This is a genomic window from Coleofasciculus sp. E1-EBD-02 (assembly GCF_040218245.1).
In the GTDB taxonomy this organism is placed as follows: domain Bacteria; phylum Cyanobacteriota; class Cyanobacteriia; order Cyanobacteriales; family Coleofasciculaceae; genus Coleofasciculus.
Genome location: NZ_JAVJQN010000220.1, coordinates 1 through 16,395 on the forward strand (window position 1 = coordinate 1; position 16,395 = coordinate 16,395).

At 43.3% G+C, this 16,395-nt stretch carries 11 protein-coding genes; 4 read left to right on the top strand and 7 right to left on the bottom strand.

The window, feature by feature from the left end:
- Positions 1-200, bottom strand: a 200-nt coding sequence (locus RIC07_RS33550) for a hypothetical protein (protein WP_446398304.1), incomplete at its 3' end; no start/stop codon positions are given.
- A gap of 126 nt (positions 201-326) precedes the next feature.
- Positions 327-3,824, bottom strand: coding sequence for a hypothetical protein (locus RIC07_RS33555; protein WP_446398305.1), 3,498 nt, complete (start codon positions 3,822-3,824; stop codon positions 327-329).
- Between the two features lie 414 nt (positions 3,825-4,238).
- Between RIC07_RS33555 and RIC07_RS33560 the strand changes: the two genes are divergently transcribed.
- Positions 4,239-5,504, top strand: coding sequence for a phthiocerol/phthiodiolone dimycocerosyl transferase family protein (locus tag RIC07_RS33560; protein WP_446398306.1), 1,266 nt, complete (start codon positions 4,239-4,241; stop codon positions 5,502-5,504).
- A gap of 3 nt (positions 5,505-5,507) precedes the next feature.
- On the opposite strand, the gene RIC07_RS33565 is transcribed toward RIC07_RS33560, so the two are convergent.
- Positions 5,508-9,365 (bottom strand): WD40 domain-containing protein, encoded by a 3,858-nt coding sequence (locus tag RIC07_RS33565; RefSeq protein WP_446398307.1) that lies wholly within the window; start codon positions 9,363-9,365, stop codon positions 5,508-5,510.
- A 172-nt stretch (positions 9,366-9,537) separates the two neighbouring features.
- Here RIC07_RS33565 and RIC07_RS33570 point away from each other — a divergent pair, with 172 nt between their 5' ends.
- Positions 9,538-10,038, top strand: a complete 501-nt coding sequence (locus RIC07_RS33570; RefSeq protein WP_446398308.1) for a hypothetical protein — start codon at positions 9,538-9,540, stop codon at positions 10,036-10,038.
- Between the two features lie 104 nt (positions 10,039-10,142).
- Here the strand turns inward: RIC07_RS33570 and RIC07_RS33575 are convergent, their stop codons facing one another.
- Complete coding sequence (locus RIC07_RS33575; protein ID WP_446398309.1) at positions 10,143-11,675, bottom strand: helix-turn-helix domain-containing protein; 1,533 nt, start codon at positions 11,673-11,675, stop codon at positions 10,143-10,145.
- A 207-nt stretch (positions 11,676-11,882) separates the two neighbouring features.
- Positions 11,883-12,998: a ParB/RepB/Spo0J family partition protein gene (locus tag RIC07_RS33580; protein ID WP_446398310.1), complete on the bottom strand. Its 1,116-nt coding sequence runs from the start codon at positions 12,996-12,998 to the stop codon at positions 11,883-11,885.
- Between the two features lie 366 nt (positions 12,999-13,364).
- Here RIC07_RS33580 and RIC07_RS33585 point away from each other — a divergent pair, with 366 nt between their 5' ends.
- The gene (locus RIC07_RS33585; protein WP_446398311.1) at positions 13,365-13,712 is read left to right on the top strand and encodes a helix-turn-helix domain-containing protein; all 348 of its coding nucleotides are present in this window, start codon (positions 13,365-13,367) and stop codon (positions 13,710-13,712) included.
- Between the two features lie 84 nt (positions 13,713-13,796).
- On the opposite strand, the gene RIC07_RS33590 is transcribed toward RIC07_RS33585, so the two are convergent.
- Positions 13,797-14,777 carry a hypothetical protein gene (locus RIC07_RS33590; protein WP_446398312.1) on the bottom strand — a complete coding sequence of 327 codons (981 nt, stop codon included), beginning with the start codon at positions 14,775-14,777 and terminating at the stop codon, positions 13,797-13,799.
- 443 nt (positions 14,778-15,220) lie between these two features.
- On the opposite strand from RIC07_RS33590, the gene RIC07_RS33595 reads away from it, so the two are divergent.
- Positions 15,221-15,637: a helix-turn-helix domain-containing protein gene (locus tag RIC07_RS33595; RefSeq protein WP_446382689.1), complete on the top strand. Its 417-nt coding sequence runs from the start codon at positions 15,221-15,223 to the stop codon at positions 15,635-15,637.
- Between the two features lie 107 nt (positions 15,638-15,744).
- On the opposite strand, the gene RIC07_RS33600 is transcribed toward RIC07_RS33595, so the two are convergent.
- On the bottom strand, positions 15,745-16,293 hold the full coding sequence (locus tag RIC07_RS33600) for a hypothetical protein (RefSeq protein ID WP_446398313.1): 549 nt from the start codon (positions 16,291-16,293) through the stop codon (positions 15,745-15,747).
- Positions 16,294-16,395 lie beyond the last annotated feature (102 nt).

The following is a 16,395-nucleotide window of genomic DNA, read 5'->3' on the forward strand; positions in this document are numbered from 1 at the left end:
GTCTTTGACGATTTCGGCTTGTGGGTAGAGAGACTGCATATAGGCGACTTGTCGGGCCAGGTCGTCTCGTTGTTTGCTACTGGAGAGGAGACAATAACAAATAGTGGCACTTCCAGCACTTGCTCCCAGATAGGCTTCGACGTCAAAAAGCCTTTGTCCGGCTCTCTTGGCTCTCTTGCGTATAGAGGGAATGCTGCCATTATCTGCGTACTTCCTTACGTATATCCAAGTCGCTTAACGGCTTCTCTCAAAGGAATATAGCCCATGTGAGTAAATGTAAGCCAATATGAGCATATAGTATCATATTAGCTTTCTGTTATCAACCCTCACCCCCCAGTAATTTGAGCCAACTCCCTTAACTGACGCTCAGGTAACGTTAACATCAACTTAGCCAGGATGGTAATTTGAGTTAAACCAGGTATCGCGTCCCACAGCCATTGGAAATCGCTGTGACTGTAAACCGACCACGTAGTTGCCATTGTTTCCAATATTTCGTCAGGCGAATCAGAGGTGACTAACGGTAGATACACAGTAGCCAACCATCGAAGCTCCTCTTCTTGCTCCGGTGCAGGCTGAGTTTTACTCATTTTACTATTAGAAGAACCAATTAGCATTTTGAGTAAATCGCGGAAGCGGCTGATATGCTGCTGAGAATAGCCCGTGATTGCCGCGATCGCACGTTGGGTAATTTTCTCTCCTGTCTGTTTAAGCTGTTCCACAGCCGCTTTAATCGCCATCTCAACCCGTTCAGTTTTACTGGCAGCGTCTGGGGTAATACTGGATGCTAAAGTAAGGGTTACCGGAATATCCAAAGGATAATCTCCCAGAAAGTAGACCCGCAGCTTCTGGTGAGGTCGTCTGTGCGCCCGCAGTCGTCCAATGGCTTGATGAATATCAGCGAGTATACAACGCCGCACAAAGGCTCTAAACTCTGGGTCAGCCGAAACATTCATCTCCAAGTAGGGTGGTTCTGTTGAGGGTAACGAATTAGGTGGACGTTCAGACGAGGAGATTGACCCACTCTGGGCGTCACTTAGCGCTTCGACTTCGCTCAGCGCTAAAGATGAAAGTAACTTATTACCCCTCCCTACTCGAATCGGATACTTAACCTTAACCGTACCCGGTTGAGGCGTTCGTCCATACCTGAGTGTAAACTCAGCCTCCAGATGACTCAGACTCCGACAGGGAGTACCAACCAGAATCAGTGTTTGAGTCGATTCTAAATCATTAACACCGCGAGATTCGACCCACCATCTTAAAGCACCGTCTGGGGCAAACGCCTTAAAGTCAATGACTTTAGCTGTCGGGTCTTTTTCCTGTATGGTCTTAATGATGGCATCAATACGCTGCTGTAAGCAGTTAGAGCGATCGTTATTTCCCAAACGTCCCAATGTCGCTACCTGAATTACCTCCAAGTTACTACGCGGGGTTACACCCTGCCTTAACGAAATAATCTCAGTAGGTGATACCCCCAGTAACTGGGCTAACTCCGTTAAATCACCCGTAGCATCTAAAAAGATATTCCCTTTGGCAGCTTTAGCAATCCTGACCAATCGGTCATCGGGTAACGTGATAGAAAGTACCCCATAAGCAATTCGCAGATGTCCGGCTGCTCCATTTAACACCGTCAGAAAAGGGACTAGCCACTGTAGGAGAAATTGTTCCCTGATGGTTTGGGCAACTGTGGCATCAGAGTTGGTACGATTATGGTGGGCAGAAGCAGGTAACTTGGCAACACCAGCTCCATGTTTTGCCTTGGGGTCTAATTTTCTTAAATCAGGTTTAATCGCTTGGGAGATGGTGTTATAGTCAAGGTCTTGAGGTAACTGAGGTAGCAATTCTAAAACACCAGCATGATTCCACCCGTAGCGAGATGGTGCAGGAATTTCGCCCGTCAGCAGCGCTCTTAAAGCCTGCAAGAGATCCTCGAGTACAGAATAGACACCATCTTTTTTCGTCACTAAATGAACAATGAGTTGGTCTATGTCTTTCTGAGTAACTTCCAGAGTTCGCGTTGTTCGCAGTAAAGTTGACCATTCATCCCACAGTAACACCACCTTGGTATAGTCATACTCAGCCGGGTCAGGTAAACTTTCTGGATGGGCGCGGAATCGATTGGATTTGAGAGCTACTCGACGCTGATGTAAAAAGCCGAACTCATAACCTCCCTGACAAGCTTGTAGATGAGGACAGGTTTGACAGATTACGGTATCCGCATCATCAATGTTTAAGGAGCGTAGAGCATTAATTGTTAGGTTGCGGGAGCAGTTGCTCCGAATTCGGGGTATGGCAGGAATTCGGGGTAATTCGTCAGATTTAGCACGACGCTTGCGTCCAAAGGAGTCTATGGTTAAGCCATCATGACGCGCTTCTAGGTCAGTCCAACTTTTGAGAGTGGGGACGGTGGGATTGCGGTGTTCTGAGCTTAAGAATAGGATGCGCCCAGAGTCAAACAATGGGTTGTTAGTGAGTCCGCAATCATAGCTTTTACCTGTCCCAGTAGCCGATGAATCACAGATAAACCGGACTCCTTGGTTTAGGGTACGACTCCAAGCATCCAATCGTTGACCGTCTTGGTAGGTGATAGTTCCTGTTGGGGTGGCTGGTGTTGGTTCAGTTTCAATGGTTTCAACAGGGGCAAACCCGTAACGGGAGCGTCGTTGGCTGAGTTGAGCCAGACGGTTTTTCAGTTTGGGGAACCATCCGAGTAAGTCTTTAAATCCATGGAGTTTGATGTGGGGTTGGCGGATGAGTAGCTCGAATTGGGCGACGGTGATATATTGAATTTCATCAGAGCGTCCAGCGATGAGCAGGTCGTCAATGTCTAAATGTTCTTCTTTGGTTGTTTGACCCCACCAAGCGACTCGTAGCTGATAACCCCATTGTTGCACGAGTTTAAAGGTAGCTCGATAGTGTCGCAGGACGTGGGAATTTTGAATCGCTCCGGCGTCGGGGTAGAAATCAATGGTCTTGGTATTGAGTTGAGTAGATAAGGTATCGAGGGATTCTTTAAATTGTTGGGGTGATGACGCAAAGTTACCCCCAGCCGCACCGAGGCAAGGTTGACCTAAGCGGGTGGCTACGATGTAAGGTTTGGGGTTAACACCTTCAGTTATGCCGATGCTGGAGCGCTGGATGTCACCTAGGGGACGCCAGACGGCGATGGGGAGTTCACCATTGGGTAGGTGAGCGGTGGGTCCATTGGGACGGAATCTCGAACGGCTGGTGGGCCACTTGTATTTATGTTCGGTGGCGTTGTCGAAGCGAATTTGAAAGCCGATAATGCGCTCAAATACGTCAAAAATTGGGCAACCTATTCCCGGTTTGGAGACAGTGAGTTGGTGACCCCACAGGTCTATACCGGCTAATTGGGGGTTAATGTAGATAACGTCTTGATAGGGAGCGATGGTGAAGTAGCAGGCGTGGTCAATTTCTGTGTCAGATAGACCCCGCTGTTGTTGTAAATGTTGGCGGTGAGCGCGGGAGAGTCCGACTTGTTGGGACAGTTTGCGGATAGCGCGATCGCGTTGTTCGATTGGGAGTAAGCGATCGCATCGAGCGGCTTCTTCTTGAAGTCGTTTCCCTCGTTGTGCTGCCCTTTGCTGGCGTAATTGTTCCCACTCATCAGAGTTGCGTTCTTCTCCATCATCAATAGCCCACAGGAAAAAACCCAATATGTCCTCGCCGACACATTTGTAACCGGGTGCAGTGGTTACATCGTGGCGACAGTGAATTAAATTGTTTTGCAGGTTTTCCCGACAGTCGGAGCGGGAACCGTTACAGACTGGGCAGTTTCTTTTCAGGTAACGCCATGTAGAAGCCATTATCTCATACTCTTCTTTTGTCAGTTACCCATACCCATCACCCTGGCAAAGTAGGACGGGATATGGTTTTTGTTGATTGACTTAGAGTAGCAACTTGGTTTTTTGCTCTGTTGTAACCTTCGGTGGATCAAAACTGATCAGTATGATCAGGCTTGTAACCTTGTCTGAAATGCTTGATATGGCAAGGTTTCAAAAAAAAAGCGTCGCACTTAGTGGAACGTAGTGTCGTACTTAGTGGAATGTAGTGTCGCACTCAGTGGAAGATATTCAGCCACTAAAAATGCCTGAAACCTTTATACAGTAATGGTTACAAGCTTGTAACCCAGAAGACCATCTGTCTCAGGCTGTTGCACAATCGGGGTAGAATCGTTAAAGATGCGTTGCTTTAAGGACGGGAAATAGTTGGAGGTGGGTATGACCGAAAATAGAAAACTCATTGCTATGGAGCAAGGGATGGAAATGTTCAATCGCCTTGCTAACTCATTAAATGTAGTAATAATAAGCAAAATTAAAGGTAGTCTCAGTGAAGATGTTGTTAGACAGTCTCTAGATTTAGTACAAATTCGTCATCCTCGTCTTAATTGCCGTATTATTGGTTTATTAGATAATTTACACTTTGAAACTGAAGGAACACAACAAATTCCTTTGCGGGTAATTTTTAGCTCTGATCCTAAACATTGGGAATTTATTGCCAAAAATGAATTGAACAATCAAATCAGTAGCGATAAGGTTTTGTTGAGGGCAGTGTTAATTAAAATTAATAATAGGAGTAACTTTAATTATTTTATTACAACTTGTCATCATGCTGTAATAGATGCTATTTCAGGAGTACATTTACATTCTGAAATATTAAATTTATGTTATAATATTTTATCTAATAACCAAATTGATAGTGTTTCAAAGTTGCCTGTTTTACCATCTTTAGAAGATTTAATTCCCCAAATATTTGAATTAAGTTTCCAGGATAAGCAGTTAAATAAAAAACCAGAAACTTTAGAATTTGAAAAATATCTACCTAATGAACTACGCAGTTGTGGGATAGTTAATAGAAAATTAGAACCTGAGTTTACCAACAGGATTATAAGTTCCTGTAAGAAACAAAATACAACCGTTCATGGTGCTTTGTGTGCAGCTATGCTGTTGACAGTTGCAGAGACAATTAAGGGTGAAGATAGAGATTTGTACTTGAACTGTCGCTCATCTGTTGATTTACGAAGAAGGCTAAACCCACCTGTTAGCGATGAGACTATAGCAATGGTAGTATCAGCTTTAACCACATTCCATGAGATTAGAGAAGATAAACCATTTTGGGAGTTAGCCAGAGAAGTTACTCAGCAAATCAAAGAAAAGTTAGAAACTTCCGAACTATATAACGTAGTTTTGTCATACAAAAAAGGTACTGAATTTTTACTGAATAATCCAGAGAAAATTCCTTTTTCTGTTTTTATTACTAATATTGGTCGTGTGAGAATACCATCAGATTATGGACTCTTTAAGTTAGAAGAAATTAGCTATGCTTTATCTCTAACTGCAATGGGAAGTGTTTTTGCTGTTGCAGTTTCAACTTTTGAAGAAAAAATGATGTTAAATTTTATATATTCTCTACCAGCAATAAGTCAGAATAAAATAGAGAAGCTCATAAAAAAAACAATATCTTATTTAGATAAATATTGTCAATAATTCTTAATCTTCAATAGCCCCCATATTCATGAGCATACTTTTCTGCGCTTCCGTTAAACCAACAATACCTGTGATATTCATACCTTCATAAAATCTATCAGGTCTTAGGGTTCTAATACACTTATTATCCTTAATAGACCAAAGTCTTACTGTACCATCATCACTGGCACTAGCTACAGTATTACCATCTAAACTAAAAGAAACACACCAAATCCAGCTCTGATGCCCCTCAAATGTCTTAATACATTTTCCTGAGATACTACCTTTTAAGATAGCAATATTCCATATTCTCAATGTATTATCATCGCTGCCACTGACTATAATCTTACCATCTGCACTAACAGCAATTGACCTGATTCTAGCCTCATGTCCCTTTAACTCTATAGACTCCCCTGTTTCCCAATTCCACAAACGTATTGTTTTGTCAGCACTCCCACTAGCAAGTATTTTCCCATCAGGACTAAAAGATAACGACCAAACTGGACCAGTATGACCTTTCAAGCAACGAATGTCTTGACGTTTCTCAATATCCCATAATTTGATAACTGGTTCTTTAGTACTGTCATTACTGATAGCTAAAATATCTTTGTTAGGGCAAAAAGCTACGTCCCTAACTCGCTCAGTAAAATCAGAAATTGTAGTAATCAATTTCCATTGTTCAATGTCCCACAAGCTAACTTTTTTACCATAGTAATAGCTGACAGCTAGCTTTTTACTATCTTGGCTAAAAGCCACTGAAATAACACGACCTGAATTTTCGTTTTCTAAACTTTTGTCCTCTTTTAGAGTTTTAACAATTTTCCATGAAGTAGTATTCCATATTACTACAGTACCATCATAACTACCACTAGCTAAAAGAGTACCTTGTGTATTAAACGCTAATGTTCTGACTAGATGTTGATGGCGTGTTAGCTCTCTGTAACTTTTATCTTCTGTTGAAACATCCCATAGTCTAACTACGCGATCTTCCCCTCCGCTAACCAGTAATGATCCCTTGGTGCTGAAGGTAATAGACCAAACTGGATTTGTATAACCTTGAATAATCCTGTTACATTTGCCTGAAATAATATCCCAAAGCCTTACGCTTTGGTCTTCCCCACCACTAAAAAGAGTTTGACTATTCTCTATTGGAAATGCTAACCCTCGAATTGAAGCTTTATGACCTGTTAAAGCCCATTTTAATTTACCTGTCTCACTATCCCACAAGCGAATAGTTTTGTCTTCTCCACCAGTAGCCAGGAGATTACCTTTATGATTAAAACTGACTGTTCCTACCCATCCCTTATGTCCACGTAATTTAAAAGCGCAATTCCAGCTAGAGGTATCCATTAGCCATATTTCGTTAGAGTAACCCGTATTGGGCTGACCTGCAATAGCGAGTGAATTCCCGTTAGGACTAAAGCCAAGAGATAAAATTCCACCGGGATAATCAATAATTTTAAAAATTTCACCATTAGAAACACGCCAAATTATTAGTTTTTTACTATTTTCGCTTCCACTAGCAATGAGTTTATCATCAGCGCTAAAAGCAACTGTATTAGTCCATCCATCATGTCCTTCAAGCTGTTTAATTAATTTCCCTGAATTAACATCCCACAATTTTACCTTATTGTCTTCACCCCCGCTGGCAATAATTTGGCTATCATGACTAAAGGCAACAGATCTAACTCTTCCATTTTCGGTTAAAGTATGCAGGTGTTTTCTACTTTTAACGTCCCATAAATAAACTTTTTCGTCACCACTACCACTCGCTAGAATATTACCATCCGGACTGAATGTGATCGTCCACACCCAATCCGAATGACCTGTGAATGTATAAATACGAGTTTCATCCTCTATTTCCCAAAGAATAACTTCACCGTTGGTTGTTCCTGCTGCTGCTAATTTCCCAGTTGGGTTAAGTGCTACACATCTAATTGTCCCAAAGTCTTCTCGGAAAGCGGACTTAGCCAGGTCGCATTGAGAAAAGTTAACCTGATGTAAAGGCTTTTCCTGTAAATAGGCTTGCCAAACAGTTAGACCTGAAAAATTATAACCTGTTAAATCTGCTCCTGATTCGCATAAGAGATTAATGATATTTCCAGCAGCATATCCTTGTTGTGAATTATTGCGAATTTCTGAAAGAATCTCTTTGAGTTGTAGGGTTAAATTATTGAGATTGCCAAAATAGTATTTTATTTCTGCCAATATTCGTTCAAAAATTATACGTTTTTGTTCTGCCATAACATATTCTTTTGAGTTGGCTTTTATCAATGCGTGACTGTTAAAAACTGAAAGACTTTTGGTTTTAATTTCATAAATTATAGTTGGAATTAATTTCTCAGCCATGTACTCCATGAACAAAGGCTGTAGTGCAAATTTTCCATCTTCAGTATTGGCTATGCGAAAACTTCTTTTAATAAATTGTATATTTTCTGTTACTCTTCTTTTATCTTCTGGAGATAATATATCTTCTTTAAATTCTTCAATTGATACTGGCTGTCTATTAATCGCTAGCCAATACATAATAGATTTTTCAGGGTTAGACAATTTTTGAAATTGTTGATCAAATAGCTGTTCAACACCTTTACTTATCTTTGTTCCTTTTTTCAAGAATTCAGATATATTTGATGAATGTGCTTCAGATATTTCTCTGGCAACTAGATCTAAAGCTGAAGGATTGCCTTCGTAAAATTTAATTAATTTTCGCCAATCTTGGTCAGAACCTTTGAAATCACCAAGGGATTCAAAAAGTTGCCTGGCAGATAAAGTATCTAATCCTTCTAATTCAAAAAAACGAACAGGTCTAGTTTTGCCAGCAATTTTTTCTAGACTTTCTGCCTTGCTAATTAATGGTTTCTCTCGACTGGTTAATAGCAAGCAGCTTTTATGTTCAGATCTTCCTATTAGCTCTAAGAGCTGACCATAGGGTTCGTACCCTTTTCGATACCGTTTAGTACCATTTTTTCCCTCTAGAATAGTGTCGAAATTGTCTAATATTATTAAACAACGAGATTGATTCAAGTAATTCAAAAGCCTTGATATCTTTTCGTCTACAGTTCTAGGTAAATCAATTTCTTGATTGTCTGACAAAAATCTTATCAAATCTGCCATAGTCTCTTCAAAAGGAAGAGAATTTAAAAGCCTACGACCAATAACGTAATCAAATTCATCCTGAATGTTTACAGCTATTTTTTCTGCTAAAGCAGTTTTGCCGATTCCTCCTTTGCCAAACTTTACTGAAAGGTGAGTTTTGCCCATTCCACCCACACCAACAATGGCAATTAATCGACAACGATCCTTAATAATCCAGTTTTTCAGTTTTTCTAACTTTTCCTGCCGTCCAAAGAAAGGTTCATCTGCAAAAGTTGGTATTGTACCCCAATCTTGACGGCAAGAATGAGGATGATTAGCTGTCGAACCATCTAAAATTGGGCTTCGAGTTTTTTGAGACTTTTTCCGTTTCTCCTTTTGTTTATTATTTCTTGTCCAACAGTCATTAAATTTTTCTAAGCTTTTTTCTAAATCGGTATCCCATTCATCCCACAACGTAAATGTAAGAGTTAGTTTTGATTCTGGTCTACGTCCTTCAGATTTATATTCAAGAATGTGTAAAAAATCTTCTAGGCAACTTTTCAATGCATCTCTAATATTTCCTGAAGAGAGTTTCTTTCCTTTAGAGGTTTTAATATTTTGGCAATTAGCTAAGGTGACTAGATGCCGTAGTTCTGTTTTCAGAATTAACGTTGTTCTATCTGGACAGTTGCACTCAATAGGTATGTTCTGGTAGTTGGGTAGCTTACCCGTAGCAAAACCCAGGATAGCTTTAAAAAGTTGACTGACCCACTTTTGCACGTAAGAACCAGTGCTAAGACCTGACATAATTATCTCCTAGCAGCCTATTCAAAATTTATTGGGGCAACTCCAATACTTATGAGCTTACCTCAATACTTTAACCCTTATTATAACTGGCTTTCAGACTCTTTGGGGTAGTTTTGACCATTTAATTACCCCAAATTTAGTCTTGATTCAGTTGAAATTGAGGCTAACAGCCATGATGAGTATAAAAGACATTCTCTCTCAAAATCCAGACTTCCAGGACTTAATCCAAGGCTGCAAAATGTATCAAACGATACAAATAGATGCGGCGAATTCCAAAACCCTGAACCATGCTGGACAGATTCAGCAGGTTTTATCAGACTTCCCTGGAGAAGTTCAGAGATGGCGGCATAGCCTCGCTATCCTTGTACCAGGAACTGTTGATGTGAACGTCATAGCTGATACTTCTGTTTACCTTCATGAAGCTGCTCAACTAATGTCTGAGTCCTTTGGTGGTACTCGGATCTGGTCAGAAATCGGAACTTACGTCAGTGATACGGTGGGTTTAGTAACTGAGCAAAATGTCTGGGTTAAATCGCACATGGATGAGCCAGCTTTGTGCCAGCACTTTTTCAAAGTGTTTGATTTTGTTTGCCAAATGCGAGATGCCCTGCGTCAAGAAGCTATGCTTCTAGAAATCGATGGTGATATGTACTGCTTGAACTGGTCTAAGTAGACAAAATAGGCGATCGCTCTCTCCCCTGTGATTGGCAAGGAGTGCGATCGCTCTCTCCCATCCCATCTATTACAGCGCGTAAAATATTTCAGCAATCTCCTGGTTCATTGCAGATTGAGGATTTTTTGCAGCGCTACTTGGTCATCCTTTTTAATTCTTCGCCGTTCGCTTTCAACCAGTTTTACCCAACTGGTACTTTTCCCGATTAGGGACGCCAAATGAGCCTGTGTCCAGTGTTTGGATTGGCGAGCTTGTTTGAGTTGTGCCCCTGTTAGGTTGGTTGAATGGGTGCAGGGTTCAAAATGTGACTGTTCAGGTGGAGGAGTATTGGTCTGATTAGGTTTTTGAACGTTTATAGACTTACGCTTATCAGAAGCCTGTTTAGCTGTCCTTGTTCTCTGATGTTTCAACTGTTTAAGTGCCGCCTCAATTCGGGTTGGGACAGTAATCGTGATCACACAGTTGAGCCAGTCTGTGAAGAACCCATCGGGCATCCGGTTGTTTTTAGGAGCGGTTGCTACTGGATCTATCTGTACATCATTTTCATCGGGTAAACTAGCCCAGCTTGGTCGTAATGCTTCCGGAAATGAGGGGTCAAACTGAATTCTAAACTGAATTTCTGTGAGAGACTCCAGAAGGCGATAGACTTGTTTAACGAAGCGTGAACGTTTGCGCCTGTCCCTACCAATAGCCTCTATCTCTTGAGCAGACATCACCGCTGATAGCAATGACCGAATGCTGTACTTACCACTTGGGTGAGCGCGGCGGTTTTGGATCAGGTAAAGCGCTAGGGCAGCGGCTAACTTTTGCCGATTAGGGTCAAGGTTAAAGACAGCTTTATCGATGAATCCATATTGGTAGAGCGCTTTACTCTCCCGTTGCCCTTCTTTATTCAGGAAGTTGCGGGTCCAAGGTCCAGCTTGGACGCAGATGGCGGCTTCAAACAGTTCCTCTGGATTACCGAATATGGTGTTTTGATAGTATTCTTTGACGCTGACTATCCAGAAAGGGGAGCGTTCGATAATCGTCAGATTAAGGTTACCTTCCTGCCATTGGATTTTTACACCAAGGGTACCTAAGATACAGGCTAGGTCGGTAACAGCTTTGAGCTTCTGGGATTTTTTAAGCTTATTTCCCCGATGCAGGCGCAACATCTTGATCAAGTCACTCCCCAAGAGTGTAAATGAATCTTTCCAAGGTTTTTGCTGCTGGGCAGCATAAGTGGCGAATATGGCATGTAACCGTGCAGCATGGACGCCGTATTGCTCTAAAATTTCTGGTTCGGCAAAGCTAGTGATGAATCCTGGTTGATGTTTTTGCTGGTTCAGGATGAAAAATTCGATGTAACGTCCCTTGCCAAATTGTCGTTGGAAGTAAAGGTGACCAGGGCTGTATTCATGCCACTCCGGAGTTTTGAGAAATGCTTGGGTGGCACTAATCACTGGTGCTCCAGTTGCCATCATCTCGATTGCCCTGTGTGTAAAAAGTGGTGGTTCGGTCTGAGGTTGGTCTGTCGGTTTCCGCAGCCGCTTATGGTTGTCTTGAGCTAGGGGTATCTCTAATCCGGAAATTTCTAGCTGTAATGCACCGGGTTGAGATTTTGTCGCTCCTCTACTGTTATTATGTCCTGTTGACATTAATTTGTCCTCTTTCAAACCGTTGTTTGGTTAACCGAGCCTTGAGCGAGATGTGGAGCAGCGTGAATGGGTAGAGAATTGATGGACTACCATTGACAAGACTGAACCCGACAGTTGCCCATTGCCCCTGCCGTGATTGGTTTGAGTTAAGCTGAGCCATTGTTGGTTGTTCAGTAGAAGATTTGGCTGTCACTATGCACTGGGTTATTAAACTGACTTATACGCTTCTGTCTCAAGTGCGGTTATAGGTTGGAGTCTGTCTGGATTGGCTTCTTTTGCCAGCTCAGCAGCTTTTTGAAGCTGGTAGTGTGCCCAATCCACTACACTCATTCCGGCACGTCGGGCGGCGTCTTCAAAAAGTGGTTGTAAATTGGGAGAGAATGAGAGTGTAAGCGTGTAGTTTGTCGCTGGCATTTGGCTCCACCGTTCCTGCCACCAGCCACATTCAGCTCCCCGTGTATCTGCATCTTTGTCTAAGAAGCTAAGTGTTCCTAAGCGGTTGCAGTAGAAGCTGTTATTTTCGATGAATTCCCCGCGATGTTGACAACTCCAGCAGCTACGCTTGAGAACATTCCCATTGCCGTTCAAGGTAGAGGCGGTCTGATTGAGTCTGTTGTCATTGCTGTTTTTTGTAGTTGTCGCTCTTTTTGGAGGATGTTTGAGGAGATTCCAAGCGGCGTCTATACTTTTTGAGTTTAAAGTTTGGCGCAGACTCTGAGCGGTTTCTAGATTGCCCAAACGGGTTTCATGATCAATGACATCGACGACTTTGGCGGCTTTGGAGTAGGTACGACCCGAACCTAATCCCACGAGTTTAGCAAGGCGATCGCGGGTTTTCCCTTTTGGGCAAAGGTGTGGAAAATTTTCCACACCTTTCTCGGCGGGTTTACCGGGGGCAGATTTTTGTCCCGCCTCGCTCATGCGCTTTCTGGCTTTGGCTTGTTCGACACGTTTCCAAGCTTCGGCTTCTCGAACTTTTTGTTCTGTGGTTTTGGTGCGGGAGGCGTTTTCGAGTAATAGGGCTTCTAGTTCGGCTTCCTTTGTAGCAAATGTCCTTACCTCTACGGGAACGGTTGACCACCCCAGTTTGAGTACGGCTTTGGCACGACGGTGTCCTGAGATTATCAGGGAGTTGGGAGTAATAACCAATGGCTTGACCCACCCAGACTGCCGAATGAGTTCAATTAATTCAGTCACATCCTCTTCGCCATAAATAGAGGAGTTGTAGGGATGGGGTTTCAGAAGCCGAGGATCGACTTGGGAAAATACAGCGGGTGGGTTTTCCAGAGCCACCTTAGTTGGTGAAGTCAGAGAGTTATCCATTATTGTTACCTATACGCAGGCAATGACCAAAAAGGCATAAGGCTTTAGGGCAGGCAGCTCCAAGGAACGTTTTCACCCTCTGCCTTGGAGCCTAGTGGCAGTTGGTATGTGATGGGAGAATCCCTAGCACTAACTTGCGGGAGTCGGCTTTGATGCCTACAATTAGGTAGGTGTAGCCATCAAAACGCTGTAGACTCATTTGGAAGGAATGCTTCCAATTATGGAAGTAATGTTTCCAGATTAGTCGTGATTGGCACGTTTGCCAAGTCCTTAGCTGTTGTTAATTGGTGGTAGCTTGTTTTTGTTAGCAGTTGGATTGGTTGAAAGTTGGCGGCGGTGGAAGTTGCACACAAACCCGTTAATCAAGTGAGTCAAAACATGTTCGAGGGCAGACTAGCAGCTTTACTGATTGAGCTGAGAGCAGGTCGCTCGTTCAGAGAGTTTGCCGATTTAATTGGAACAACTCATACCAATGTCCGCCAGTGGGAGCAGGGAAGAGGTGAACCCCGCTTACGAGTGCTGACCAAAATTGCGGCTCTTAAAGGCTGGACACTCAATGAACTGCAAGCCTATTTGGAAGGCGAATCGTTACCTAAGAGCAGTAGTAGCGTTCAACAGCTTATATCAGAAGTACGAGGTCTTTCGTTCGAGGCGGCTGCTCAGGTAGCAGCTGTGGCTGTAGAAACGATGACAATTAAAGGAAACCAAGTTTAAGAACTCAGCCGATCAGTCAAATTATGAAGTGGCAGACTCAGGGATGCTGCTGGAGAAGGCACGACGCGATCGCTATTTACCAAATCAAGCGGCAGCCGTTCCCTCAGAACGCCCTTGAGTTGGCTCAGAATCTGCATTCCCTTCATTTCGGGCAGCCTCTGAAACGTCCAGGATGGCTTCACTGGGGACAGAACGATTTGCAGAAATGGCGGCTTCTAGAACCTGGGCAGCCCAATCCACGGCAACTAATCCCTCAGCTTTAGCCGTATCTCGAAGGAGTGGTTGCAAGTGGGCTGGAAGCTGTAGGGTTAGAGTGAAGGTTTCCCTTTTCAGTATCCGAGTCCTTTTGGTCTCATCGGATTTTGCCCATCGAGCCGTCCACAATTCGCATTCAGCTCCCCGTTGGTTTCCGTCCTTTTCTATAAAATTCAACACCCCAAACTGGTTGCAATAAAACGTTTGGGGGTCATCGAGCAGCTCTAGACTGCAATGAGAGCAATTCCAGCAGCTCTTGTAATTTGTTTGTGCCTCAGGAGGCGAACTTCCATCGGTTCTGGAGTGGTTTCCGGATGAATGCGGTGGGTTAGCGGCAGTACGCGCACTCTGCTGTCGGTACTCCTGAGCGACTTGGGCGACGTGAGTAGCCGTCACTTTACCCCTAGGAGCCGTAGATACCGCCTTAGCCCATGCTGCCTGTTGCTGTTCAGGTTTTAAGGCAGTGAGAGGACGAGCTTGGCGCTCATTGGCGGGGATAATTTGTGCGCCATGGCGCACATTTTCCACCACCGAAGCCGCTTCAATCAACTGATAAGCTGAGCGGCGAGATATTTCCCAACGGGCAAGGCAATAATCCTCAAAAGTCCTGTAGTCTTGTCGGTATAAGCGCTTGTCCCGAATCTGCCGTAAGGCTTGTCCGATTTGCCAAAACGCTCTTAAACCCTGTTCTACGGTAGCTTCCAGACTTCTGAATTCTACTATCTCAGCATTGGTTAGTTCGTGTTCTGTATCCGCTAAGGTTTGGGTATTGGCTTGATCGCTATGACCGATAATCTTAGGAGATTGCATTTAATCTTCTCCTTTTGCAAGGTTGAACGTCCTGAGTTGCCCTGTGCGCCGCCAAATGCGTGTCTGCTAATGATTGCTGGACATTTTGACGGCTGTTGCCTGAATTTGCACCGTGCAATATCTATTATTGCATTATGCAATATCTATTATTGCCTAATTTTAGTCCTTTATTGGATCTATTTTTGTATCAGCCAAGAAATAGTCTTGCATACAAGAGGGCTACAGGCAGGGGGATGGGACTGGGGAGAGAAATCCCAGCAAACCTTGTCAATGTAAGAGTTTTACCGTTTAATAAGACACAGGGGATCGACGGGTAACGTTGAAACCGTGAGCGAGTGTACAGTCCTAGTCCCGACTTTTGGTGGGGAGTAGGGCAATGAGTGTAAAGAGTATAATTAATTAATAAACAGAGCCAATTAATTAAACAGATAGTGACTGCATTCGTGTCTTCTCACCTCCAGGTTCCTCAACAGCGGCTGAATCAGTTGATTGAACAGCTGCTAGAAGAGGGTTGGACTCAAAGCAGCTTGGCTAATGCTATTGGTGTAGATTTCTCCACGGTATATCGGTGGTTGAAGGGGAAAACTAAACCTGAGCCGGATTCCAGGAATTTCCGGCAATTGGCAAAGGTGAGCGGTGGTACCCCCAGAACCCTGCAACTTTATTTAGACGGGGAAATTTCCCTGTCAGTCTACCGTTATGGGTTAGAGAACAAAGGAGTTGTGGATGTAAAAGATGACAATATGTCTAGCAATGAGAGGATTAAGGCAGAAGTTTTAGACAAAATTTACGCACTTGATCCAGCCGATATTGCTGATGTGATTTCTTCTACGGTGGCGTTTTTAGCTAATCGAGTTTGAGGGGACTGGGTTTTGGAGTGTACCTGTTTGTGACAAAAAAACAAACCCAGTCGAGTAAGACTGGGTTGTTGTCATCCCAACTGTTCTCCTTGAAGGAAATAAGAGTGTTAACTTCTTCCTTCCACCAACGTTTTAAGCTTCAATAGTTCACGCTCAATCTGTTCAATTTGTTCCAGTAATACCTGTTGTTGATTGGGTGGAGTTGGTTGTACAGATTCTCCTAGCTGGAACGTTGCCAATATTGGACGATGATCACTGGTTGTTTGATCATCGGGACAATACGCATCTGATGGATCACCATAGAGGATGACAGAAGAGGCGGGCCAGTTTTTTGCCTCACCAGCCACAAACACAAAATCTAAAACACTATTATATCGATTGGAACAGATTGTTGCGATTAACTTATCAGGCTTAACCCAGGTGAAAACGTCATCGGCTGTAATTAAGTCCCAGCCTTCATCGTGGATGCCAGAGACCACATCCCAGTCGAAGTTGTAGTCCCCGGCGGCAATAATCGGTAGTTGTTGAGAACGTCCCCACTCATTGAGAAGTCGTGCTTGTTCATGACGAGAACTTTCTGAACTCCGGTAAAGATGATTGACCACAAACAGAAACTCCTGAAGGGGTGACAAGCAGCTCAAAAGCTTGGCAGACAAAGCATTTCCCCCCTCAAGCCTCGAAAAGATGAGAGCTTATTGACAGGTTTATTGCGAATGAATCAGTGAATGAGAATGATAATCACCTGGGTGACGATCCAA

Excerpts from the sequence above, each read along its gene's own strand:
- RIC07_RS33555 (WP_446398305.1), bottom strand. The coding sequence starts at position 3,824 with ATGGCTTCTACATGGCGTTACCTGAAAAGAAACTGCCCAGTCTGTAAC.
- RIC07_RS33560 (WP_446398306.1), top strand. The coding sequence starts at position 4,239 with ATGACCGAAAATAGAAAACTCATTGCTATGGAGCAAGGGATGGAAATG.
- RIC07_RS33565 (WP_446398307.1), bottom strand. The coding sequence starts at position 9,365 with ATGTCAGGTCTTAGCACTGGTTCTTACGTGCAAAAGTGGGTCAGTCAA.
- RIC07_RS33570 (WP_446398308.1), top strand. The coding sequence starts at position 9,538 with ATGATGAGTATAAAAGACATTCTCTCTCAAAATCCAGACTTCCAGGAC.
- RIC07_RS33575 (WP_446398309.1), bottom strand. The coding sequence starts at position 11,675 with ATGTCAACAGGACATAATAACAGTAGAGGAGCGACAAAATCTCAACCC.
- RIC07_RS33580 (WP_446398310.1), bottom strand. The coding sequence starts at position 12,998 with ATGGATAACTCTCTGACTTCACCAACTAAGGTGGCTCTGGAAAACCCA.
- RIC07_RS33590 (WP_446398312.1), bottom strand. The coding sequence starts at position 14,777 with ATGCAATCTCCTAAGATTATCGGTCATAGCGATCAAGCCAATACCCAA.